Annotated in this window: 18 protein-coding genes; 5 read left to right on the forward strand and 13 right to left on the reverse strand. The window is 66.7% G+C overall.

Annotated elements, in window-relative coordinates; genetic code table 11:
- The first annotated feature begins 70 nt into the window (after positions 1–70).
- The 3 genes from lldP (at position 71) to PHI64_RS09195 (ending at position 4257) form a co-directional block, all read left to right on the forward strand.
- A complete protein-coding gene (gene lldP, locus PHI64_RS09185; protein WP_299881884.1) occupies positions 71–1717 on the forward strand; it encodes an L-lactate permease in 1647 nt (548 codons plus the stop codon).
- Between the two features lie 224 nt (positions 1718–1941).
- The gene (locus tag PHI64_RS09190; RefSeq protein ID WP_299881886.1) at positions 1942–3255 is read left to right on the forward strand and encodes a GGDEF domain-containing protein; all 1314 of its coding nucleotides are present in this window, start codon (positions 1942–1944) and stop codon (positions 3253–3255) included.
- 225 nt (positions 3256–3480) lie between these two features.
- Positions 3481–4257 (forward strand): ferredoxin--NADP reductase, encoded by a 777-nt coding sequence (locus PHI64_RS09195; protein ID WP_299881888.1) that lies wholly within the window; start codon positions 3481–3483, stop codon positions 4255–4257.
- Between the two features lie 69 nt (positions 4258–4326).
- Here PHI64_RS09195 and PHI64_RS09200 read toward each other — a convergent pair whose 3' ends face one another.
- The 4 genes from PHI64_RS09200 to eat form a co-directional block, all read right to left on the reverse strand.
- Positions 4327–5175: a TorF family putative porin gene (locus tag PHI64_RS09200; protein WP_299881890.1), complete on the reverse strand. Its 849-nt coding sequence runs from the start codon at positions 5173–5175 to the stop codon at positions 4327–4329.
- A gap of 48 nt (positions 5176–5223) precedes the next feature.
- A complete protein-coding gene (gene eutC / locus PHI64_RS09205; RefSeq protein ID WP_299881892.1) occupies positions 5224–6021 on the reverse strand; it encodes an ethanolamine ammonia-lyase subunit EutC in 798 nt (265 codons plus the stop codon).
- Between the two features lie 12 nt (positions 6022–6033).
- Positions 6034–7416 carry an ethanolamine ammonia-lyase subunit EutB gene (locus tag PHI64_RS09210; protein WP_299881894.1) on the reverse strand — a complete coding sequence of 461 codons (1383 nt, stop codon included), beginning with the start codon at positions 7414–7416 and terminating at the stop codon, positions 6034–6036.
- 96 nt (positions 7417–7512) lie between these two features.
- Positions 7513–8901 carry an ethanolamine permease gene (gene eat, locus PHI64_RS09215; protein WP_299881896.1) on the reverse strand — a complete coding sequence of 463 codons (1389 nt, stop codon included), beginning with the start codon at positions 8899–8901 and terminating at the stop codon, positions 7513–7515.
- 291 nt (positions 8902–9192) lie between these two features.
- On the opposite strand from eat, the gene PHI64_RS09220 reads away from it, so the two are divergent.
- Positions 9193–10164: a helix-turn-helix domain-containing protein gene (locus PHI64_RS09220; protein WP_299881898.1), complete on the forward strand. Its 972-nt coding sequence runs from the start codon at positions 9193–9195 to the stop codon at positions 10162–10164.
- A 154-nt stretch (positions 10165–10318) separates the two neighbouring features.
- Positions 10319–11188, forward strand: a complete 870-nt coding sequence (gene fdhD / locus PHI64_RS09225) for a formate dehydrogenase accessory sulfurtransferase FdhD (protein WP_299881900.1) — start codon at positions 10319–10321, stop codon at positions 11186–11188.
- 283 nt (positions 11189–11471) lie between these two features.
- Here the strand turns inward: fdhD and aroG are convergent, their stop codons facing one another.
- The 9 genes from aroG to PHI64_RS09270 form a co-directional block, all read right to left on the reverse strand.
- Positions 11472–12554 carry a 3-deoxy-7-phosphoheptulonate synthase AroG gene (gene aroG / locus PHI64_RS09230; RefSeq protein ID WP_299881902.1) on the reverse strand — a complete coding sequence of 361 codons (1083 nt, stop codon included), beginning with the start codon at positions 12552–12554 and terminating at the stop codon, positions 11472–11474.
- Between the two features lie 98 nt (positions 12555–12652).
- Positions 12653–14527, reverse strand: coding sequence for a potassium transporter Kup (locus PHI64_RS09235; protein ID WP_299881904.1), 1875 nt, complete (start codon positions 14525–14527; stop codon positions 12653–12655).
- A gap of 27 nt (positions 14528–14554) precedes the next feature.
- Entirely contained in the window at positions 14555–15241 is a 687-nt protein-coding gene (locus tag PHI64_RS09240; protein ID WP_299881906.1) for a response regulator, read from the reverse strand.
- A complete protein-coding gene (locus tag PHI64_RS09245; RefSeq protein WP_299881908.1) occupies positions 15238–16782 on the reverse strand; it encodes a DUF4118 domain-containing protein in 1545 nt (514 codons plus the stop codon). The genes PHI64_RS09240 and PHI64_RS09245 overlap by 4 nt, the downstream gene beginning before the upstream one ends.
- Positions 16783–16899: 117 nt before the next feature.
- The gene (locus PHI64_RS09250; protein ID WP_299881910.1) at positions 16900–18099 is read right to left on the reverse strand and encodes a hypothetical protein; all 1200 of its coding nucleotides are present in this window, start codon (positions 18097–18099) and stop codon (positions 16900–16902) included.
- A 141-nt stretch (positions 18100–18240) separates the two neighbouring features.
- Positions 18241–19146, reverse strand: a complete 906-nt coding sequence (gene yddG / locus PHI64_RS09255; protein ID WP_299881912.1) for an aromatic amino acid DMT transporter YddG — start codon at positions 19144–19146, stop codon at positions 18241–18243.
- A 17-nt stretch (positions 19147–19163) separates the two neighbouring features.
- Entirely contained in the window at positions 19164–20672 is a 1509-nt protein-coding gene (locus PHI64_RS09260) for an aldehyde dehydrogenase (protein ID WP_299881914.1), read from the reverse strand.
- Complete coding sequence (locus PHI64_RS09265) at positions 20672–21580, reverse strand: dihydrodipicolinate synthase family protein (RefSeq protein ID WP_299881916.1); 909 nt, start codon at positions 21578–21580, stop codon at positions 20672–20674. The genes PHI64_RS09260 and PHI64_RS09265 overlap by 1 nt, the downstream gene beginning before the upstream one ends.
- Positions 21581–21649: 69 nt before the next feature.
- Positions 21650–22978 (reverse strand): MFS transporter, encoded by a 1329-nt coding sequence (locus PHI64_RS09270; RefSeq protein ID WP_299881918.1) that lies wholly within the window; start codon positions 22976–22978, stop codon positions 21650–21652.
- Positions 22979–23043 lie beyond the last annotated feature (65 nt).

A 23043-nucleotide genomic window follows, 5' to 3' on the forward strand; every position in this document is an offset into this window, starting at 1 on the left:
ACCGACGACACCGCAGCAACGGCAATACCCATATAGCCATACCACCGCATTCACCAAGGAGGAAACACGAATGCAACCCTGGATGCAGATTTACGACCCCTTGGGCAACCTCTGGTTGTCCTCGCTGGTCGCCGCACTACCCATCATCTTCTTCTTCGTCGCGCTGGCCGTGCTGCGCCTGAAGGGGCACGTGGCCGGCACCATCACCGTGGCCATCGCCCTGGCCGTGGCCATCTTCTTCTACAAGATGCCCGTAGAGATGGCACTTGCCTCGGCCGGCTACGGCTTCCTCTACGGCCTGTGGCCCATCGCCTGGATCATCATCGCCGCGGTCTTCCTGTACAAGATCACCGTCAAGACCGGCCAGTTCGACATCATCCGCGCCTCGGTAGTCTCCATCACCGATGACCAGCGCCTGCAGATGCTGCTGGTGGGCTTCTCCTTCGGCGCCTTCCTGGAAGGTGCTGCGGGCTTCGGCGCCCCGGTGGCCATCACCGCCGCCCTGCTGGTGGGCCTGGGCTTCAACCCCCTCTACGCCGCCGGCCTGTGCCTCATCGCCAACACCGCCCCGGTGGCCTTCGGCGCCATGGGCATCCCCATCATAGTGGGCGGCCAGGTCACCGGCATCGACCCCTTCAAGATCGGCCAGATGGCCGGCCGCCAGCTGCCGCTGCTGTCCGTCATCGTCCCGTTCTGGCTGGTGGCCATGATGGACGGCTGGCGCGGCATCAAGGAAACCTGGCCCGCCATCCTGGTGGCCGGCCTGAGCTTCGCCGTCACCCAGTTCTTCACCGCCAACTACATCGGACCGGAACTGCCCGACATCACCTCCGCCCTGGTCAGCCTGATCTGCCTGACCATCTTCCTGAAAAACTGGAAACCCAAGCGCATCTTCCGCTTCGACAACCAGCACCACACCGAACTGGGCGAAGACAGCCACCACAGCTTCGGCCAGATCGCCAAGGCCTGGTCGCCCTTCGTCATCCTGACCATCATGGTCACCATCTGGAGCCTCAAGCCCTTCAAGGCCCTGTTCGCCAAGGACGGCCCCCTGTACTCGCTGGTGTTCCAGTTCCCGGTGCCCATGCTCGACAAGCTGGTCATCAAGATGGAGCCCATCGTTGCCAAGGCCACGCCCTATGCGGCGGTATATAAGCTGGACATCCTCTCCGCCACCGGCACCGCCATCTTCCTGGCGGCCCTGATCAGCATGTTCGTGCTGGGCATGCGCGGTGGAGAGGCCACCAAGGCCTTCAAGGAGACCGTGGTCGAACTGAAGCGCCCGATTTACTCCATCGGCATGGTCCTGGCCTTCGCTTTCGTGGCCAACTACTCCGGCCTGTCCGCCACCCTGGCCTTGCTGCTCGCCGGCACCGGCGGCCTGTTCCCGTTCTTCAGCCCCTTCCTGGGCTGGCTGGGCGTGTTCCTCACCGGCTCCGACACCTCGTCCAACGCCCTGTTCTGCTCCCTTCAGGCCACCACCGCCCACCAGGTCGGCGTGTCCGACACCCTGCTGGTGGCCGCCAACACCACCGGTGGCGTCACCGGCAAGATGATCTCGCCCCAGTCCATCGCGGTGGCCTGCGCCGCCGTGGGCCTGGTCGGCAAGGAGTCGGACCTGTTCCGCTTCACCGTCAAGCACAGCCTGATGTTCGCCACCATGGTGGGCATCATCACCACCCTGCAGGCCTATGTATTTACCTGGATGATCCCCTGATCCATCCAGCGCTTTCTTCAGTACGGGGATGATGCGTCCCCTGGGAGCCTCGACGGCGGCCGGTAAAACGGTCGCCGTCTTTTTACGTGCCCCCCGACAGGCCGTGATGGAGCGCACACCCAGGCTCATCCACCGCTCGACACGCTTGCGGCCGCCACCTGGAATCAGCCACTCTATGCGCCAGGCGCCACCTCGAAGCGCCACCGAAGGAAACCCCCAGCAGCATGGAACGGCAACTCGAAAACCGGCTTCTCAAATGCGTCGACCTGCTCCTCGACGCCGTCTTCCTCGTGGACGAGGGCGGGCGCATCGTCTACGTCAATGCCGCCTGCGAGGGCATCCTCGGCTACATGCCGGCCGAGATGATCGGCCGGTTCATGGCCGATTTCATCCTCCCCGAGGACCGAGCCCTGACCGCCCGGGAATCCGCCCAGGTGATGGCCGGTCATGCCCGAGTCGGTTTCGAGAACCGCTATCTTCACAAGGACGGTCACACCGTGCACATCATGTGGTCGGCCCGCTGGTCCGAGGCCGACCGCCTGCGCATCGGCGTAGCCCGGGATGTCACGCGGCAGAAGCGTGCCGAGGCTTTCCAGATCACCACCTACGCCGTCTCCGAAGCTGCCCACCAGGCCACCGACCTGGACAGCCTCTTCGAATGGATCCACGCCATCATTGCCGGGCGGGTCCCTCTGGCGGGGCTGGCCGTGGCCATCCGCCCTCCTCACAACGGTGAGCTGAGCTTTCCCTACCAGAAAGGCGAGGGAGGCCTGTCGCCCATCCTCGACGAAGCCCGGGCCCGGGCCCTGTGCGCCCGGGTCATGACCGAGGGGACTGCACTGCACCTCAGCACCGACACGCTGGAGCTGGCCTCAGCCGGCCAGAGTCCGCGCTACGCCTCATGGCTCATCCTGCCCCTGGTCACCCGCCAGGAGGCCATTGGCGCCCTGGTGCTGCAGGCCCCCGCCGGCGCCCGCTACGATGACGCCGACCGGGAACTCCTGCACTTCGTCTCGGCCCAGGTGGCCACCGCCATCGAACGTGGCCAGCTCAAGGCCGAGCTGTTGCCGGCCGCCCAGTACGACGAGCTCACCAGCCTCCCCAACCGGCGCCTCTTCCACGACCGCCTCAACACGGCCCTGGCCCGCAGCAGGCGCAAGCAGCGCAGCATGGCCCTGCTCTACATCGACATCGACGATTTCAAGCACGTCAACGACACCCTCGGCCACGCCGCCGGCGATCTGCTCCTGCAGCACATCGCCCGCCGCCTCGAAGGCTGCGTACGCAAGGCCGACACCGTGGCTCGCCTGGGGGGTGACGAATTCGTGGTGATCCTGGAAGAAGTGCATGGCCCCGGCGATGCCCGGGAGGTCGCCGACAAGATCCGCAGTGCGCTGCGGGACAACATCCGCATCGACGACCGCCTGCTGCGCACCGAAGCCAGCATCGGCATCGCCATCTACCCGGAGAACGGCACTGACGCCGAAGCGCTGCTGAAGCAGGCCGATGGCGGCATGTACCGGGAGAAGAAGGGCTGAGCTCCGGAGCCCCCGGCAGGGCGCAGCAAGCCCTGCTGCTGGCCTGCCGGGGGCTCCTCGACCTCGAAACTGAAGCGCTTGCCCAGGCTCGGGCCAGAACGGCAGGCATCGACGCGGATGCGCTGCCGCCCCCCTGATGTGTGATAAGAATATGAAGGAAAATTTGCTGCGGACCAGGGGAGCGACGGAGGATAATACGGCACCTCCGATCTTCCGCTTTTTGACATGGCTGCCTACATCACCGAGAAAGTCCTCAGCGTCCATCACTGGAACGACACCCTGTTTTCCTTCACCACCACGCGGGATCGCTCGATCCGCTTTGAAAACGGCCAGTTCGTGATGATCGGCCTGGAGGTGGACGGCAAGCCACTGACGCGGGCCTATTCGATTGCCAGCGCCAACTACGAAGAGACTCTGGAGTTCTTCAGCATCAAGGTGCAGAACGGCCCCCTCACCTCACGTCTGCAGCATCTGCAGCCGGGTGACGACCTGCTCGTGTCACGCAAGCCCACCGGCACCCTGCTGCTCTCCGACCTGTTGCCGGGCCGATATCTCTACCTGTTCTCCACGGGCACCGGCATGGCGGCCTTCATGAGCGTGATCCGCGACCTCGATGTGTACGAGCGCTTCGAAAAAGTGATCCTGATCCACGGTGTACGCCAGGTGAGCGAGCTGGCCTACCACGACTACATCACCAAGGAGCTGCCGCACCACGAATACCTGGGCGAGGCCATCTCCGAGAAGCTGATCTACTACCCCACCGTGACCCGCGAGCCCTTCCGCAACCAGGGCCGCCTGACCGACCTGGTGGAGAGCGGCAAGCTCTTCGAGGACATCGGCCTGCCGCCCCTCGACCCGGCGGTTGACCGGGCCATGATCTGCGGCAGCGCCGCCATGCTCAAGGACAGCCGGGCCATGCTCGACAAGCGCGGCTTCCGCATGTCCAAGCGCATCGGCGACCCGGCCGATTACGTGATCGAGCACGCCTTCATCGAGAAGTAAGCACCTGCTTCGCACACACAAAACCGGGGCGTGCCGCACAAGGGCACGCCCCGGTTTTTATTACCGGGCTCAGAAGGCCTTGGTGACGCTCACGAAGAACTTCTCCTTGGCAATGTCGTGCTTCGAGGTGCCGTTGTTGAGGCTGTAGTAGCTGCGATAGGCGTCGGGCTCGCTGGTCGCCGAAACGAAGGCACCGGCGCTCCAGCCGTCAGGCAGGGCCTTGGTGATGCCGAGCTTGTAGTAGCTGATGTCCAGGCCGGTGGCGTGGGCGATGACCTGGCGGCCGATCTGGCCGCTGAGGTTCCAGCCTTCGGCAATGTCGTAGGCGGCGTTGAGCTCGTAGAAGTGGGAACCGCGGGTGTTGCCGGTGACGCCGGCGCTGGCGTCGCCGAAGAAGCCGCCGTTGGTCGGGGAGTTGTTGGTGCTCCAGCCGAAATACTCGGTGAGGTTGCGGCCGGTCTTGAAGGTGAGCCACTCGTAGCTCAGGGCAATGTAGGCCTCCATGGTGTTGAGGCTGTTGGAGCGGTTGTAGCCGGCAAACACCGAATCCGTCCAGTTGCCGCCCGGGTAGGTGTAGTAGATCAGGCCGGCGTCGTAGCCGACGGTATCGGCAATCTTGCCCCGGTAGCCGCCGTAGAAGTCCATCTCCACCGCTGCACCGGGCAGCCAGTGATCGGAGACGTTGGAGGCGAAGAAGCCGGCATAGACGCCGGAGGTGTGGGCCGCCTCGACGCTGAACTGCAGGGCCGGCTTGCCCCAGGTCTGGGTCTGGCCGCGGAAGATGTAGTCGCTGACGAAGCCGAGGCTGACCGGTACGGTCCACGCGGATTCATCGGCGGCCAGGGCCGGGGTGGCGGCGCCGAGGCCGGCACAGGCGAGGCACAGGGCGGCCGAAGCGCGCAGGGAAGCGTGGGACATGGGGTTCTCCTTGAAGTAAATGGCGAGCTGAAAGGTCGGGTTGAAAATCTAGGCGCCCAGGCCCACGGCGGGTCGGGCGGTATCGGGCAGGGCGGTGTCGCTGTCGTCCTTCAGATCGACACCAGTGCGCCCCAACTTGAGGGCACCGGCAATCAGGAAGGCGAGTTTGCGGGCAGCCTCGGGGTAGTTCAGCCCTTCCGGGCGCACGTTGGAGATGCAGTTGCGCTGGGCATCGGTGAGGCCGGGCCGGGGGCGGGCGGTGAGATACAGGCCCAGGCTGTCGGGCGACGACAGCCCCGGGCGCTCGCCGATCATGACCACCACCTGCCCGGCGCCCAGGGCCTGACCGATCTCGTCCCCCAGGGCAACCCGAGCCTCGCTGGCGATGATCACCGGCAGGCCGGGCAGGTCGGGAAAATAGGGCTGCAGCGCCTGCAGCAGAGGCAGCCCGTGGCGGGCAACCGCGAGCGATGACAAGCCGTCCGCCAGCACCACCGCCAGCCGCGGTCGGGGCGCCCACAGGGACGGGCCCCGGTCGCCCAGCAGGGCCAGGCTTTCAGCGGCCAGGCAGCGCCCCCGGTCGGGGCGGCGCAGATACATGCTGCGGTCCGTGGCCTGGCTGGACACGGCCAGGCTGGCAAAGCCGGCGTCCTGCAGATCAGCCTGCAAGCTGGCCACGTCGAGGGCCTGATGCACCGCGTCCCGGGCCTGGGCGTGGGCGGTGCCAAAACGCAGGACTTCGCGGGTGGGCAGGCTGACCCCGGCGCGGCCCAGAGCCACCCGGGCGCGGGTCAGGCCCTGCAGGCGCTGCCAGGGGTCGGGGGTAAGGATGGCGGGCTTGCTCATGGTCTTATCCCCTTACAGCGTGGCCGCCAGAGCCAGCAGGGCCTGCTGCTCGCCCTGGGGCAGCAGATTGCCGCGGAAATCGGCGATGCCCATGCGCTCCAGCCAGTCCTCGAACTCCGGTGCCCGGCGGCGATCCAGCACCCTGCGCACATACAGGGCGTCGTGGAAAGAGGTGCTCTGGTAGTTGAGCATGATGTCGTCGGCCCCCGGCACACCGATGATGAAGTTGATGCCGGCCACTCCGAGCAGGGTCAGCAGGGTGTCCATGTCGTCCTGATCAGCCTCGGCGTGGTTCGTGTAGCAGATGTCGCAGCCCATGGGCAGGCCCAGCAGCTTGCCGCAGAAGTGGTCCTCCAGCCCGGCGCGGATGATCTGCTTTCCGTCGTAGAGGTATTCCGGCCCGATGAAGCCGACCACCGTATTCACCAGCAGCGGCTGGTAACGCCGGGCCAGGCCGTAGGCGCGGGCCTCCAGGGTCTGCTGGTCGGCGCCATGGTGGGCGTTGGCCGACAGGGCGCTGCCCTGCCCCGTCTCGAAGTACATCACGTTGTTGCCCACGCTGCCGCGGCCCAGGGCCAGGGCGGCGGCATTGGCCTCGTCGAGCAGGGCGGCGCTGACGCCGAAGCTGCGGTTCACCGCCTCGGTGCCGCCGATGGACTGGAACACCAGATCCACCGGGGCGCCCTTGTCAATGGCGCGGAGCGTGTTGGTGACGTGGGTGAGCACGCAGCTCTGGGTGGGCACCTCGTACTGCTCCCGAAAATCGTCGATCAGGCGCAGCAGGGTGGTGATGGCGGGCAGGCTGTCGGTAGCCGGGTTGATGCCGATCACCGCATCGCCAACGCCATAGAGCAGGCCGTCGAGCATGGACGCGGCAATGCCCCGCGGGTCGTCGGTGGGGTGGTTGGGCTGCAGGCGCACAGCCAGCCGGCCGGGCAGGCCGAGGGTGTTGCGGAAGCGCGTGACCACCTGGCACTTGGCGGCCACCAGGATCAGGTCCTGGTTGCGCATGAGCTTGCTCACCGCCGCCACCATTTCGGGGGTGAGGCCCGGCGCCAGGGCCTGCAGGCTGGCACTCTCGGCCGCATCGGAGAGCAGCCAGTCGCGGAACTCCCCCACGGTCAGGCCGGCCACCGGGGCGAAGGCAGCGGTGTCATGCCCGTCGAGGATCAGGCGCGTCACCTCGTCGTGCTCGTAGGGCACCACGGCCTCCTGCAGGAAGCGGGCGAGGGGCAGGTCGGCCAGCACGATGCGGGCGGCCATGCGCTCTTCTTCCGAGGCGGCGGCGACGCCGGCCAGCATGTCGCCCGAGCGGGCCGGGCTGGCCTTGGCGAGGAGGGTCTTCAGGTCGCCGAACACATGGCGACGGAATCCGAGGGTGCAGGCGTAGGTCATGGTCTTGTTCTTCGTCTGTAGTCATCCTGCATCTGCATCGCGCCGGCCCCCGAGCTGGCGGGCGCCGGATCGCATTTGCAGGTTCTGTGCCAGCACTCAGCCTTCGGCCCGGGCCAGCTCGGCAAAGGGCAGCTCCTCGCGCTGCTTGTGGGTGAGCTGGAAGTAGCCGTAGCCCAGGGCCAGGATCGCCACGAAAACGCCGGTGAGCAGCGGGTTGAACCAGGCCACGGTGCCCAGGCAGATCAGTGCCCCCACCAGGGCCACGGCCGGGAACACCGGGTAGAAGGGCACCTTGTAGGGCCGCGCCAGGCGCGGCTCGGTGGCACGCAGCTTGAACAGGGCGGCCATGCTCAGCACATACATCAGCAGGGCGCCGAGCACCGCCATGGTGACGATGTTGGCGGTCAGGCTCTGGCCACCAAAGGACAGCAGCTCGTCACTGAAGATGGCGGCGATACCCACCACGCCGCCAGCCAGAATGGCCCGGTGGGGCGTCTTGAAGCGCGGATGGACCACCCCGAACCAGGCCGGCAGGTAGCCGGAGCGGGCCTGGGCGTAAATCTGGCGCGAGTAGCCCAGAATGATGCCGTGGAAGGACGCCACCAGGCCAAACAGGCCCAGCCACACCAGCATGTGCAGCCAGCCACTGGACTCGCCGACGATGGTCTTCATGGCCTGGGGCAGCGGATCGTTGATGTTGGCCAGCTTGGTCCAGTCGCCCACGCCACCGGCAAATACCATCACGCCCACGGCCAGCACCACCAAGGTGAGGATGCCGCCCGTGTAGGCGATGGGGATGGAGCGTTTCGGGTCCTTGGCCTCTTCGGCCGCCATGGCGACGCCCTCGATGGCCAGGAAGAACCAGATCGCAAAGGGGATGGCGGCGAAGATGCCGGGGACGGCGGCGAGGGAGAACTCGTCCGCACCGCCCCAGCCGCCCTTGGTGAAATTGGCCAGCGAGAAGCCCGGCGCCACCACCCCCATGAACACCAGCAGTTCGAAGATGGCGAGCAGGGTCACGAAGAGTTCGAAGGTGGCCGCAATGGTCACCCCGACAATGTTGAGGCCCATGAACACAATATAGGCGCCCACCGCGGCGATCTTCGGATCGAGGGCCGGATACTGCACGTTGAGATAGGCACCGATGGCCAGGGCAATGGCCGGCGGGGCAAACACGAACTCGATCAGGGTGGCCATGCCCGCCACGTAGCCGCCGGCGGGGCCGAAGGCGTGGTAGCTGTAGGCAAAGGGGCCGCCGGCGTGGGGAATGCTGGCGGTCAGCTCGGTGAAGCTGAAGATGAAGGTGCCGTACATCACGGCCACCATCACGGTGGTGACCAGAAAGCCCAGGGTGCCCGCCGAGGCCCAGCCGAAGCTCCAGCCGAAGTACTCGCCCGAGATCACCAGCCCCACGGCGATCCCCCACAGCTGCCAGGTGCCCAGGCTGGCCGACAGGCCATGGGCGGTTTGCTTGTTCGCGCTCATGATTCACTCCAGGAAAATTGATGGGTGAATCGTGACCCACACGGCCCGCCTGCATCTATCAAGTTTCAGCACCGCAATAGCAATTTTCGGCACCGCTGCAGAATGCCTGCAATACACGGGCAAGAATCTGCACCAGGCCTGTGCCTGTGCGCCACTTCATGCACCAACAGGGGTCTGGAGAGCGCCCTGGCAGGCTGCCGGACGCCCCCTGGGGTGGGCCCCGGCACGCGGCGGGGGCGACGGTACGCGGCTTGCTAAGACAGTGCATATATTTTCCGTGCAGGAAACCCCATGACCGCCATCGCCCCCCCTCCATCCGCCCAGGCCCACCCCCTGCGACGGGTGACCCGCTCCCGGGACGCGGACGAGCAGGCCCACAACCTGTCCCAGTGGGACCAGCGCTACGATCAGCTCACACCAGGCAGCTTCGAGGGCGCGGTGACCGAGCTGTGGCTGCCCCGCACCCAGGTCTTCGTCGAAACGGCCAACCGCCAGCTGCGCCAAACCTGCGCCGCCTGGCCCCGCTCGGTGTGGTTCGGCATCCCCGCCGCCCGGGACGGCATGATGAGCCTCGGCGGCAAACCCCTGTCGTCCCGGGCGGTGTGCATCCGCGATGGCGGCGCCGAGTTCGACCTGCTCACCGCTCCCGACTTCAACCTCTTCGGCGTGGTGGTGGACCGCCTGGCTTTCGCCGACTACCTGGACCGCCGCAACCACCAGGACCTGGATCGCCTGTTACTGCAGGGCGACGTGCTCCACCTGCCCCCCGGCCGCAAGGAGACCCTCATCGCCACCCTCGCCGACATCCTCGCCGACGCAGACACCCCCGCCGCACCGGCCAGCGCCGACGCCCTGCAGCTGCGCATCTTCGGCGCCCTGGCCGGCATGTTCGAGGAACGCGACAGCGCCCCTGCCGCCCTCAGCCGCAGCCGCCTGCTGCACCAGCAGGCCGTGGACAAGGTGCGCCAGTATGTCCTCGACCACCCGGAGCAGCCCCCCACCATCCCCGAGCTGTGCGCCCACTTGCACCTGAGCCGGCGCGCCCTGCAGAACTGCTTCGAGGACGTCACCGGCATGCCGCCCCTGGCCTACATGCGCAGCCTGCGCCTCAACGCCGTGCGCCGGGCACTGCGCTACGGCGACGGCCTCCGGCCCATCTCGCGCATCGCCTACGACTGGGGCTTTACCCACATGAGCCAGTTCGCCCGGGACTACAAGCGCCTCTTCGGCGAACTCCCCTCGGACTCCCTGCGACAGGGCTGACACCCCGTGGGGTCGAATTTACTCGACCGCGGACGGTGGTGAGCACCATGCCGATGATCAACGTACCGCGGTCGAGTGAATTCGACCCGACAAGGGCGCCGGCATCTGCCCGCCCCGCTACACTAGCCTGCCCAAGCCCCCTCATCGCCTTGCCATGCCCCACGCCCCCTCAGCGCCCTCCTGCCCCGCCGGCACGCCGCGCGCTCTCCATGCCGACGCGCCCCTGCCTGCCCATCGACCCCTGCCGGTGTACCGGGTGGACGGCGCACAGGCGAGCACGGGCGTCGACGAAGTGATCGAGGAAGTACCGGTGGCCCTGGTGTTCAACGGTATCTCCCACGCCGTGCTGCTGGCCACACCCACCAACCTGGAAGACCTGGCCCTGGGCTTCAGCCTCAGCGAGGGCATCCTGGCGGAACGCAGCGAGCTCTACGATGTAGAGAGCCTCGCCGGCCCGCTGGGCATCGAGCTGCGCCTGGAGGTCGCCTCCAGCCGCTTTGCCGCCCTCAAGGAACGCCGGCGCAACCTGGCCGGGCGGACGGGCTGCGGGCTGTGCGGCGTGGAGAGCCTCGACGCCCTGGCCCGTCCGCTGCCCCCGGTGCCCCCCCACGCAGCACTCGGTGCCGCGACAGTGGCCACCGCCCTGGCCGAGCTGCCCGGCTGGCAGGGCTTGCGCCAGCTCACCGGCGCCGTGCACGCGGCGGCCTGGGTGGATGCCGACGGGCACATCCGTGCCCTGCGCGAAGACGTGGGCCGCCACAACGCCCTCGACAAGCTCCTCGGCCACCTGGCCCGAACAGGTGCGGATACCCGCAGCGGCTTCGTGCTGGTATCGAGCCGGGCCAGCTACGAGATGGTGCAGAAGGTGGCGATACGGGGCATCGGCTGCCTGGTCGCCGTCTCCGCCCCCACCGCCCTGGCCGTCAAACTGGCCACCGAAGCCGGCCTCACCCTGGCCGGCTTCGCCCGGGGCGAGCGCCTGGTGGTGTACAGCCACCCGGCCGGGCTGGGGATACCGGCCTGATTTCCGGCGGCTGTGCTGCCCCATGGCTGCAACCTCGTCATCCACGGACACCGTGCCTTTGCGGATGCCACATCACGGGTGACTGGTGCGACGGTAGTGGCAACTTCAGTCGCCCGCGGACTTCGATCAACAGCGTGCCGATGAATCAAACCATGATGGGCGAGTGAAGTTGCCCCTATAGGTCGCCCCTGGAGAAGAGGCCACATCAGGCATCAGACGACGCGTCAAACCAAAACACAAAGGGCGGCCAAAGCCGCCCTTTGCTGTCCGTACGGTCCGCCGCTTACTCCACGTCGGCGCGCTTCACGCGGCGCTGGCGCACCGATTCGGCGAGGATCTCCAGCACTTCCAGACTGTCTTCCCAGCCGATGCACGCGTCGGTGATGCTCTTGCCGTACTCCAGCGCTACGCCCGGCTTCAGGTCCTGACGGCCTTCCTTGAGGTGGGACTCGACCATCACGCCGATGATGCGATCTTCACCATTGGCCAATTGGGCACCCACGTCCTTCGCCACGTCCACCTGCAGCTTGTGCTGCTTGCGGCTGTTGGCGTGGGAGAAGTCCACCATCAGCTTACCGGTCACGCCCGACGCGGCCAGCTCCTTGCAAGCGGCGTCGACGCTGGCGGCGTCGTAGTTGGGGCCCTTGCCGCCGCGCAGAATCAGGTGGCAGTCCTCGTTGCCGGAGGTAGACACGATGGCCGAATGCCCGGCCTTGGTCACCGACAGGAAATGGTGGGGCGACTGGGCGGCCTTGATGGCATCCACGGCGATGCGGATGTTGCCGTCGGTGCCGTTCTTGAAACCCACCGGGCAGGACAGGCCGGAGGCCAGCTCGCGGTGCACCTGGCTCTCGGTGGTGCGGGCCCCGATGGCCCCCCAGGAGATCAGGTCGGCGATGTACTGGGGGGTGATCATGTCGAGGAACTCGGTGCCGGCAGGCAGGCCCAGCTCGTTCACTTCCCACAGCAGCTTGCGGGCAATGCGCAGGCCATCGTTGATGCGGAAGCTGTTGTCCATGAAGGGGTCGTTGATCAGGCCCTTCCAGCCCACGGTGGTGCGGGGCTTTTCGAAGTAGACACGCATCACCACCAGCAAGTCGTCCTTCAGGCGGTCGGCCTCGGCCTTGAGGCGGCGGGCGTATTCCATGGCCGCTTCAGTGTCGTGGATGGAGCAGGGGCCGATGACCACCAGCAGGCGATCGTCGGCACCAAACAGGACGCGGTGAATGGCAGTGCGCGCCTCGAAAGCCGTTTCCGCCGCCTTGGGGGTGGCGGGAAATTCCCGCAGCATGTGGATGGGCGGGGCCAGTTCCTTGATGTCCTTGATCCGGACATCGTCGATATGGACTTTCGAAGAGGCGTGCATGGTCAATCCTGTCGGCTTGCTTTTGAGTGAATCGATGATTCTAGCCCATGGCCCCGGCCCGAGGCCATGTCGGGTCACTCAGGGCACCCGCCGTAGCCCTACAGCATGACCTGGGTTCCCAGCTCCACCACCTGGTTGGCGGGCAGTTTGAAATAGGTGGCCGCGCCTTCCGACTGGCGCATCATCCAGGCGAACAGCCCGCAGCGCCACGCCGGCATCTTGCCGGGCCCGTCCACCACGCTGGAGCGGGCGACGAAGTAGGTGGTGGTCATGGGTTCGAGCACCAGGCCCAGGGGTGCGGCCAGGGCCAGGGCGGCAGGCACGTCGGGCTCCTCGCGAAAGCCGAAGCGGGCATCCACGTTGTAAATGCCGTCGGTGATCCGGGTGACGCGGACCCGCTCCCGGTCGTCGATGCGCGGCACCTCCTCGTTCACCACGTGCAGAAACACGGTGCGCTCGTGCATCACCTTGTAATGCTTGAGGTTATGGAACAGGGCACTGGGCACCAGGGACGGCTCCGAGGTGAGATACACGGCCGTGCCGAGAACATGGGGCACATCAGGCAAGGGGCCCGTGATGAAGCCGGCCATGGGCACGTCGATGCAGCCCCGCTGCTCGGCCAGCAAGCGGCTGCCCTCCTTCCAGGTGGTGAGCATCAGGAAGATGCCGGCGCCCAGGGCCATGGGCATCCAGCCGCCTTCGCCGAGCTTGGTCAGGTTGGCACTGAAGAACAGCAGTTCAAGGGCGCCGAACACGGCCATGGCGGCCAGCAGCCGGATGCGCCCGCGCACATCCGACACCATCAGGATGAACACCGTCAGCAGGGTGGTGATGATCATCGTGCCCGACACGGCAATGCCGTAGGCCGCCGCCAGGGCGCCGGAGGAACGGAACTCCAGCACCAGAATGATCACCGCCACCAGCATCAGCCAGTTCACCACCGGCACGTAGATCTGCCCGCGCTCGGTGTCGGAGGTGTGCAGGATGCGCAAGCGCGGCAGATAGCCCAGGCGGGTGGCCTGCAGCGTCATCGAGTAGGCGCCGGTGATGGTGGCCTGGGAGGCGATCACCGTTGCCAGGGTGGCAAGGCCCACCAGGGGCAGCAGGAACCAGTCGGGTGCCAGCAGATAGAAGGGGTTCTCGATGGACACCGGGGCCCGCAGCACCAGCGCTCCCTGGCCGAAGTAGTTGAGCATCAATGCCGGCCACACCAGCCCGTACCAGGCCAGCCGCACCGGACGGGGGCCAAAGTGGCCCATGTCGGCATACAGGGCCTCACCGCCAGTGAGGGCCAGGAACACCGCAGCGAGCAGGATAAAGGCCACGTGGGGTTTGTCGATGGCAAAGGCAAGGGCGTAGCGCGGGTCCACCGCCCGCAACACCTCCGGGGTCTGCACGATGCTGGCCACGCCCAGCACCGCCAGGGTGAGGAACCACAGCACCGTCACCGGCCCGAAATAACGCCCGACCTGCCCGGTGCCATGCTTCTGGATCATGAACAGCCACACCAGGATGCCCACGGTGATGGGCACCACGTAGTGCTCCAAGTGGGGCATGGCCACGCTCACCCCCTCCACCGCCGAGAGCACCGAGATGGCCGGGGTGATGATGGCGTCGCCATAGAACAGGGCGGCGGCAAAGATCCCGGTGCCCACCGCGAGCCTGGCCCACAGGGGCGTCGGGGCATCCCGGTGGGCCCGGGCGGTCAGGGCCAGCACCCCGCCCTCCCCTTCATTGTCGAAGCGCAGCACCACCCACACGTACTTCAGGGAGACGATCACCAGCACCGCCCAGAAGAAGGCAGACAAGGTAGCCAGCACATTGGCTTCGCTGGGGTCGATGCCATGGGCGCCGGAGAAGGCCTCCTTGAAGGCATAGAGCGGGCTGGTGCCGATGTCGCCATAGACGACCCCCAGGGCAGCCAGGGCGAGTGCAGCCGTACTGCTGCGGGAATCGGTGTGGGTGGTGTGCATGGAATGACTCCGCGGGAGAGCTGTCGATCAGAGCTGAAACCGGTAGCCCACCCCGGTCTCGGTGAGAAAGTGGCGCGGCTGCGCCGGATCGTCTTCGAGTTTGTGGCGCAGGTGGCCCACGTAGATGCGCAGGTAGTGGCTGTTGTCCCCCGTCGCCTGGCCCCACACCGCCTGCAGCAGCTGGCGGTGGGTCATGACCTTGCCGGGGTTGGCGGCCAGCACCGCCAGCAGGCGGTATTCGAGGGGCGTGAGGCGCACCAGCTCACCCCGGCGCAGCACCTGGTGCAGGGAGAAATCCACCTCCACCTCGCCAAACACCACCCGGGCGGCCTCGGCGTCGGGCCGCCCACGGCCCCGACGCAGCAGCGCCCGCACCCGGGCCAGCAGCTCGCCGATGGAGAAGGGCTTGGTCAGGTAGTCGTCCGCCCCGGCATCGAGCACGCCGATCTTGTCGTGCTCGGTGGAGCGGGCCGACAGTACCAGCACTGGCGCCGACGACCAGGCCCGGAAATCCGCCACGAAAAGGCTGCCATCCCCATCGGGCAGGCCCAGATCGAGGATCACCAACCCGGGCTGGCAGCGCCCGGCCTCGACCAGCCCCTCGCGCCGGGTCTCCGCCTCGCTCACCCGCAGCCCCTCCTTCTCCAGGGCTCCACGCACGAAGCGCCGGATCTGACGCTCGTCCTCAATGAGCAGAATCATCGCGTCATTCATGCGCCCTCCCCCTCCAGCACCAGGGCCTCGGACTCGATGGGCGGCGGGTTGCCCAGGGGCAGGCAGAAGGCCACGCAGCCACCGCCTTCCGGCGGATTGAAGGCGCGGATACTGCCCCCGTGCGCCTCGATGATGGCCCGGCAAATGGCCAGCCCGATGCCCATCCCGGGCTCCGCCGTCTCGGGCTGACCGCGTTCAAACAGCTCGAATACCCTGTCCAGCTTGTCCGGCGGAAAACCGCTGCCGCCGCTCGCCACCTGCAGCTCCACCGTCGATGCACCGGTGGTGGCCGAAAGCACGATGGGCGCCCCCGGCGGCGAATACTTGGTGGCGTTCTCCAGCAGGTTGCAGAAAACCCGTTCGATCAGCACCGCGTCAAGATCGAGCAAGGGCAATTCGGCAAGCCCCGACACCCGCAGCGGATGCCCGTCCAAGGCCTTGCCGAGCAGTTGCAGGCTGGCCCCCACCACCTCCTCCACCGGCTGCCACTCCTTGCGCAGGTGGACCGGCCCGCTCTGCAGGCGGGCCATGTCAAGGAGGTTGCCGACCATGCCATTGACCCGCAGCGCCTGGTCACGGATCGCCCCGGCGATGTCCCTGGCCTCGTCGGGCAGGGGCGGCGAGCCCACCACCAGAGAGTCGGCCAGCCCGTAGAGCGCCGTCAGCGGCGTGCGCACATCGTGGGACAGCGCCGACAGGATCGAGCTGCGCAGCCGCTCCGACACCGCCTCCACCTGGGCCGCCTGGGCCACTTCAACGAAATGCAGGCGTTCCACCGCCGTGCTCACCAGAGCCGCCAGCGCCTCCAGCAGGGGGCCGATGTCCTCGTCCCCCTCCTCCAGCGCCACCATCAGTACGCCCCGGTTGCGGGTCGCCCCGGCCAGCGGAAGGGCATGCACATGGCGCCCCGAGCCGTCACCGGCAGGCACCCGCAGGGGGCGCAGGCCGCTACGGGCCTGCGTCAAGAGCACCGAAGCGGTCTCCAGGAAGGGGCCACTGCGCTCACGCACCGCCAGCAGCCTCTCGTCGGGCGCCGGCAACAGCAGGCGACAGGGCGCCTGCCATTGATCCTGCAGAAAGCGCGCCACCGACTCGTCCACCTGCTCCACCGCCACGGCACCGGCCAGCTCCCGGGCCAGGCCATACAGACCCTGGGCCACCCGCTCCCGGCGGGCTGCCTCGCTGGCCATCAGGCGCAGACCGGCGGTGAGCTGGCCGACCAGCAGCGAAACCACCAGCATCACCACGAAGGTCAGCAGATGCGGCGCATAGCTAACCTCAAACGAGAAACGCGGTGGCACGAACAGGAAGTCAAACAGCGCCACCCCCAGCACCGAGGTCAGCACCGCTGGCCCCCGCCCAACCGTCACCGCCACAATCACCACGCTGAGCAGGAAGAACATCACCGTGTTGGGCAGATCCAGGTGGGTGCGGAAGGGCAGCAAGCCCAGCGCCACCACCCCACAGGCCAGCACCGCCAGCCCATAGCGCCGGCCATGGGCGCAATTCCGGCCTTCAGTCAACAGGATGGACAGCGGCATGGACTCCCCCCACAAGGCGGCCCCAGGGAGGGGCGCGGGGAAATTGTTGCACCGCTTCTATAAAAAAGGCGTAAACGCCGCGCACGAACACCGGGGCGCCGCCCCCGGTCATACCCCTCAGAAGTAATAGCCGATGTTGGCGTAGAAGGTCTTCTTCCACACATCGTCGCCCCCCACCCCGGCGCCGTTGGCGTAGTCGCCGGTGTAGGGGTCGTTCCTGCCCCAGCGCATCTCGGTGTAGATGAACAGCGGCCCGGCGCTGAAGTGGGCTCCGGCGATGACGCGCTGGGAATCCTTGTAGCCGGCCTTGTCCTTGGTAAAGGCGCTGTAGTTGAAATAGGGCGTGATGTTACTCACCGGGCCGAGACGGACCGGCAGCAGGTAGCTCAGCTCGGCGGAGTAGAAGTTGCCCTTGGACGCCACATTGAACGACCCGTCGAAGGCGCCGAAGCTGACCGTTCCGTTGCCCACCGCGGCCGGGTTGCGGGGCGTCATGCTCTGCCGGCCAGCCTCGGCGAGCAAGCCGAAGGCGCCGAACTTGCCCGCGTAGTGGGCGGCGTAGGCCGTGCGGCGCCCGTCCGCGTCGGTGTCGGCGTTATGCAGGGTCGAGCGCAGGGCCGAGATGCCCAACTCCGACGTGCTCCCCTCTGCGGCGGGCAGGGCGTACCCCAGGCGCCCCACCATCACGTTGCGCTCCCGGTTGTGGCTGCCGCCGGCCAGGCCGCTGTCGGCACGCACCACATTGACGGAATAGCGCACCCCGCCCCGGGACGTGCCCGCCCAGCTGCCACCGTCGGTCGGATAGAAGCCCAGCTGGATGTCCACGGCGTCGATCCGATGCTGAACCTTGACCCCCAGGTTATGCACATCCTCAAGGCCGATGTTGTTGATGAGGGTCTGGTAGAAGGTGTTGCTGGCGTAGGGCAGCAGGCCGAAGGGCATCTGATTGAGGCCGGCAACGACGCGGGTGCTGTCGCCCAGCTTGTAACCCAGCCAGGCAAAGGCCGGAAAATTGATGCGCCCCATCTGGCTGGTGTAGTCATACGGAAAAGCGCCGCCATAGAAGCGATACTGGGCCGACCCGTACAGGCCGGGCGAGTCGTAATTGACGTCGATCCGGAAGGTGTCGAAGCTGAGCTTGCTCACGTTACGGGTGTAGTCGAAGCTGTGATCGTAGCGGGCGCGCAGGGCGCCGCCGATCTTGAGCTGGCTGTCGGCGTCGGCAGCCTGGGCGGAAACGCTGCCCAGAGCGACCAGCAAGCCCGCCAACAGGGCGTGGAGGCGTGGGCTCGCCTTTCTCATCGCGCGGTTCTTCATTCCTGTGTCTCCTTATTTGGTGTTTGACTGTGGGCGACGGGCACGCCCAGCCCTCGCAACGCGGCGATGGCCGCCCGTCCCGGCCGGAGCCGGGGGGCGTGACCCGGTAGTTGGATGCCCGGCAGCGCCGCCGGGCAGGGCTTACGAGGCAGCGTCCCGGGGACTTCGGCTGCGGGTGGCAAGCCAGCACAGAATCGAGCCGGCGCACACCATGGAGGCGCCCTGCCAGAACACCAGGGACAGGGGCGCGCTCAGGACCATGGCCGCGAGGGCGGCAGAAAAGACCGGAATGAAATACGACGCACCGGCCAGAATGGTGACGTTGCCGTGCAGGATGCCCACGTTCCAGGCGGCGTAGCCAAAGCCCATCGCCGAAGCCGCCAGCACCAGATAGATCAAGGCCGTGTAGCTGAACACCATCGCCCCCTCATCGGTGCCCAGATACTTGACCCACAGGGCTGCAGCCGTGAGCATGAAGAACAGGGTGATACCGTTCTTGCCACCGGCGATCCGGCTGGTCACGGTGCAGTAGGCCGCCCAGACCACCGCCCCCAGAAAGGCCAGCCCGTAACTGAGCGGGTTGTTGCGGATGTTCAGCACCATGCCGGCCGGATTCAGCCCCTGGTCGCCCCCCAGCACCCAGCAGATGCCAAGCACGGCGATCAGGAAGCCCGGCACGATGAGCAGGCTGGACTTCTGCTTGTTGAAGGCGATGGCGGACAGGATGGTGAAGGCCGGCCACAGGTAATTGACCATGCCCACCTCGATGGCCTGGCGCGCACTGTTGGCATAGCCGATCGACAGGGACAGGCACAGCTCGTAGGACACGAAGAGCAGGCTGCCCCAGAAGAGATACGCCCGGGGAAACTCCCGCAGCCTTGGAAAGCCCACCGTAAACAGCAGCAGCCCGGAAGCCACCGTGTACATCATGGCGGCCCCGCCGATGGCGCCCAGACTCTCGCTGACCCCACGGATCAGGCCAACGATGGAACTCCACAGCACGATCGCGATGAGCCCGATGAGGGTTGCCTTGCGCCTGTTGTGCATGCCTTCCGCTCCCATTCTTAGCGGACGCCCGGATGATCCGGCACGTCGATCCAGATGGTCTTGATCTCCGTGTATTGGTCATGGGCCCAGACCGATTTGTCCCGCCCTCCGAAACCCGACTCCTTGTAACCGCCAAAGGGCGTGGTGATGTCACCCTCGCCGAAGCAGTTCACCGTGACCACCCCCGCGCGGATCTCGCGGGCCAGGCGGATGGCGGTGTTCAGCCGGCTGGTATACACGGCAGCGGCCAGGCCATAGACGGAGTCGTTGGCCAGGGCGATCGCCTCGTCGATGCCAGTGAAGGTCGTCACCGACAGGATGGGGCCGAAGATCTCCTCCTGAAACAGCCGGCTGTCACGCCCCACGCCATCCACCACGGTGGGCTGCACGAAGCCCTCCCCTTCGATGTCGCCCCCAAAGGCCACGCGCAGCTGCTCGGTCGCGGCCTGGTCGAGGTAGGAACACACCTTGTCGAAGTGCGCCTTGCTCACCAGGGCGCCCAGGCGGTATTGCGGATCGAGGGGGTTGCCCATCCTCCATTCGCGCATGTGCTCGCCGATGCGCGCCAGCAGCGCGTCCTTGATGCCGGCATGGACAATCAGGCGCGACGAGGCGGAGCAGTTTTCGCCCATGTTCCAGAAGGCGCCATTGACGATGTGCTGGGCCACCACATCCAGGTCATCCACATCCGGCATGACCACGGCGGGGTTCTTGCCGCCGCACTCAAGCACGATGCGCTTGAGGTTGGAGTCGGCAGCGTAGCGCAGGAAGCGTCGGCCGGTGTCGGTGGAGCCGGTGAAGCTGACCATGGACACGTCCATGTGCATCCCCAGGGGCTCGCCCACCTCCTTGCCCCCACCCGGCAGCACGTTGAACACCCCCGCCGGCACACCGGCCTCGTGGGCCAGGGCGGCCACCCACAAGGTGGTCAGGGTGGTCTCCTTGGCCGGCTTGACGATCACCGGGCAGCCCGCAGCCAGCGCTGGACCGATCTTCCAGGCCAGCATCAGCAGGGGGAAGTTCCACGGCAACACCAGCCCGACCACACCGATGGGCTCGCGCACCACCATGGCCAGGCTGGTGGCCGCCGCCGGTGCGGTGCTGTCATAGATTTTGTCGATCAGCTCGGCGTGCCAGCGGATGGTGTGGATGGCCTCGGGCACATCAGTGAGCAGGCATTCGCGGATCGGCTTGCCGCTGTCGAGGCTCTCCATCAGCGCCAGGTCCTCGGCGTGCTGGGCCAACAGATCGGCAAAGAGCAGCAGGGTCGCCTTGCGCTGGGCAGGCGAGCGGCCCGACCAGCGCCGGTCCTCGAAGGCGGCCCTGGCGCTGGCCACGGCAATATCCACGTCACGGGCGTCGCAGGCGCTGATCTCCGTCAGCACCTCGCCGGTGGCGGGGTTGGTGGTGGCAAAGGTCTCACCCGACACCGCGGGCACAAACTCCCCGTTGATGAAGGCCTGGGTGGGAAACACCAGCCGGCCGGCCCGGGCGGCGTACTCGGCCGCCGTCAGCAGCGCGGCCATCAGGCCTTCCCCCCGAGGATCCCGGCCACTTCGGCCTTGAGCCCGGCCACGATGCCCTGCAGCGCCTGCTCCTCGCCAGCGTCGAGCCATTGCAGCGGCGCCCGCACCCCGCCGGAGCGCAGCCCGGCCAGACGGCAGCCGTACTTGATCGACTGCACGAACTTGCCCCCCTCGAGAAAGTCCATCAGCGGCAGCATGGCCGACATGATGCGGCGGCCCTTGTCGAAATCCTTCTCCACCACGCAGGCCTGGTAAAGGGCCACATGCTCGCGGGGGATGAAGTTGGAGCCGGCGCACACCCAGCTGCGGGCGCCCCAGGCAAAGAACTCCAGCGCCTGGTCGTCCCAGCCGCAGGACACGGACAAGGCCGGAAACTCCCGTGCAAGCATGTGCAGCTGGCCCGCCTGGCCCGAGCTCTCCTTGATGGCCACGAAGTTATTCGATGCGGCGAGCACGCTGCGGAAGAACTCGCGCCCCATCGACACGCTCATCCGGCCCGGGTAGTTGTAAAGCATGATCGGCAGGTCGGCCGCCTTGTCGATGGCCAGCGCGTGGGCAGCGTTTTCCTGCTCGGTGGGCAGCGCGTAGGGGGGCGAGCCCACCAGGATCGCATCGGCCCTGATGGCCTTGGCGGCCTTGGCGTACTCAACCGAATCCTCGGTGCGCACGGCGCCGGTGCCGATGATCAGCGGAATGCGGGTGCCGATCACGTCCCTGGCCTGGGTGGCCAGATCGAAGCGTTCCTGGGCGGTGTGGGCGTAGTACTCGCCGGTGGAGCCGCCGATGATGATGCCGTGCACGCCGGCCTCGATCAGGTATTCCAGCACTTCGGCAAAGGCCGGCTTGTCGACCTGGCCATCAGCGGTGAGGGGGGTGATGGCCGGGGTGTAGATGCCTTCGAATTTCATGATGATTTCTCCATTGGGACAGCAGACAGGCGGCCACCGCCATGGGGCGACGGCCGTGCCGGGGTTGTTTTACCGATTCAGGGAAGCGGCTTCCTGCAGGCTCAGCGAGCGGGTTTCCGGCGCCAGCAGCAGGGACACGAGGAGGCCAAGCAACGTCACGGCGGCGGCGGCGAACATGGTGTTGCCGATGCCGTAACTCTGCAGGGAGATGGGCACCAGCCAGGTGCCGATGGCCGCACCGACGCGGGACAGGGATGCCCCCAGGCCCACGGCGGTGGTGCGGATCTCGGTGGGGAAGAGCTCGTTGGGATACACCAGCTGCAGCACCTGGGCACCGCCGATGAACACGGCGTAGGCGCCGAACAGGGACAGCACCACCACCTCGGACCCATCGGAGAACGCTCCCAGCCCCAACAGCGCCAGGCCCGACCACAGGAAACTGTGGATCACCATGCTGCGCCGGCCGATCAGGTTGATGAGGCGGGTGGCGATGACGCAGCCCACCACGAACATCAGGGTGATGCACACCGACCCGTAGGACGCCCACGCCCCCTTGAGATTGAGGGCCTGCAGGACCTTGGGCGCAAAGGAATACACCGCAAACACCGGCACCACCGAGCAGCTCCAGAAAACCGCCACGAAGAGCATCCGCTTGCCATAGCCCGAGTGCAGCAGATCGCTCAGGGACAGCTTCTTCTCGGCGGGCTGCTCCGGCAAATTGCGCAGGGAGAAGGACGGGCCGTACACCTTCCTGATGACGCTCTCGGCCTCGGCCGTGCGGCCTTTGCTGAGTAGCCAGCGGGGCGACTCCGGGGTGCCGATGCGCAGCAGCACGAGCACCACGCCGATCGCCGCCGGGCTCGCCAGCACCAGTCGCCAGGCGTCTTCACCACCCCGCTCAAGGAGGATGTTGCCGACGATATAGGCCAGCGCCGCCCCGGCAAACCACAGGATGGTAAGCATGGCCAGACGCGGGCCGCGATGCTTCCTGGGCATGAACTCCACCAGCAGCGAACCCGCCACCGGATATTCAAAGCCCACCCCGATGCCGATCAGGAAGCGGCAAATGAACAGCATCATTCCCGAGTCGGCCCAGAACTGGGCCAGGGAGCACAGCACGAAAATGGTCGGCCCAAAGAAATACAGCTTCTGGCGCCCCAGGTGGCCGGTGAGCACGCCGCCCAGAAAGCCGCCGCAGAAGATGCCGATGAGGGCCGAGGCGGCAATCATTCCCTGCCAGAAGCTGTTCAGATCCAGAGCCGCTGAAAACTGCACCATGGCCACGCCGATGATGCTCAGTACGTAACCGTCCAGAACCCAGCCGCCACCCGAGCGCACGCTCAGCAGCTGATGAAAGCCATTGAGGGGAACATCCTCAATCGAGATGTTTTTTGTCATTGATGTCTCCGTCCATTTTTATAGTCCCACTGGTGGGGAAAGGCCGGTCGTGCAGAGGCGTCAGC

The sequence above is a fragment of the Zoogloea sp. genome (assembly GCF_028689785.1).
In the GTDB taxonomy this organism is placed as follows: Bacteria; Pseudomonadota; Gammaproteobacteria; order Burkholderiales; family Rhodocyclaceae; genus Zoogloea.

Bases quoted from the DNA above. Each gene is read 5' to 3' on its own strand.
- PHI64_RS09235 (WP_299881904.1), bottom strand. From the start codon at position 14,527: ATGCACACCACCCACACCGATTCCCGCAGCAGTACGGCTGCACTCGCC.
- PHI64_RS09195 (WP_299881888.1), top strand. From the start codon at position 3,481: ATGGCTGCCTACATCACCGAGAAAGTCCTCAGCGTCCATCACTGGAAC.
- PHI64_RS09190 (WP_299881886.1), top strand. From the start codon at position 1,942: ATGGAACGGCAACTCGAAAACCGGCTTCTCAAATGCGTCGACCTGCTC.
- PHI64_RS09250 (WP_299881910.1), bottom strand. From the start codon at position 18,099: ATGAAGAACCGCGCGATGAGAAAGGCGAGCCCACGCCTCCACGCCCTG.
- PHI64_RS09220 (WP_299881898.1), top strand. From the start codon at position 9,193: ATGACCGCCATCGCCCCCCCTCCATCCGCCCAGGCCCACCCCCTGCGA.
- PHI64_RS09240 (WP_299881906.1), bottom strand. From the start codon at position 15,241: ATGAATGACGCGATGATTCTGCTCATTGAGGACGAGCGTCAGATCCGG.
- lldP (WP_299881884.1), top strand. From the start codon at position 71: ATGCAACCCTGGATGCAGATTTACGACCCCTTGGGCAACCTCTGGTTG.
- fdhD (WP_299881900.1), top strand. From the start codon at position 10,319: ATGCCCCACGCCCCCTCAGCGCCCTCCTGCCCCGCCGGCACGCCGCGC.
- aroG (WP_299881902.1), bottom strand. From the start codon at position 12,554: ATGCACGCCTCTTCGAAAGTCCATATCGACGATGTCCGGATCAAGGAC.
- PHI64_RS09265 (WP_299881916.1), bottom strand. From the start codon at position 21,580: ATGAAATTCGAAGGCATCTACACCCCGGCCATCACCCCCCTCACCGCT.
- eat (WP_299881896.1), bottom strand. From the start codon at position 8,901: ATGAGCGCGAACAAGCAAACCGCCCATGGCCTGTCGGCCAGCCTGGGC.
- PHI64_RS09270 (WP_299881918.1), bottom strand. From the start codon at position 22,978: ATGACAAAAAACATCTCGATTGAGGATGTTCCCCTCAATGGCTTTCAT.
- PHI64_RS09260 (WP_299881914.1), bottom strand. From the start codon at position 20,672: ATGGCCGCGCTGCTGACGGCGGCCGAGTACGCCGCCCGGGCCGGCCGG.
- eutC (WP_299881892.1), bottom strand. From the start codon at position 6,021: ATGAGCAAGCCCGCCATCCTTACCCCCGACCCCTGGCAGCGCCTGCAG.
- PHI64_RS09245 (WP_299881908.1), bottom strand. From the start codon at position 16,782: ATGCCGCTGTCCATCCTGTTGACTGAAGGCCGGAATTGCGCCCATGGC.
- PHI64_RS09200 (WP_299881890.1), bottom strand. From the start codon at position 5,175: ATGTCCCACGCTTCCCTGCGCGCTTCGGCCGCCCTGTGCCTCGCCTGT.
- yddG (WP_299881912.1), bottom strand. From the start codon at position 19,146: ATGCACAACAGGCGCAAGGCAACCCTCATCGGGCTCATCGCGATCGTG.
- PHI64_RS09210 (WP_299881894.1), bottom strand. From the start codon at position 7,416: ATGACCTACGCCTGCACCCTCGGATTCCGTCGCCATGTGTTCGGCGAC.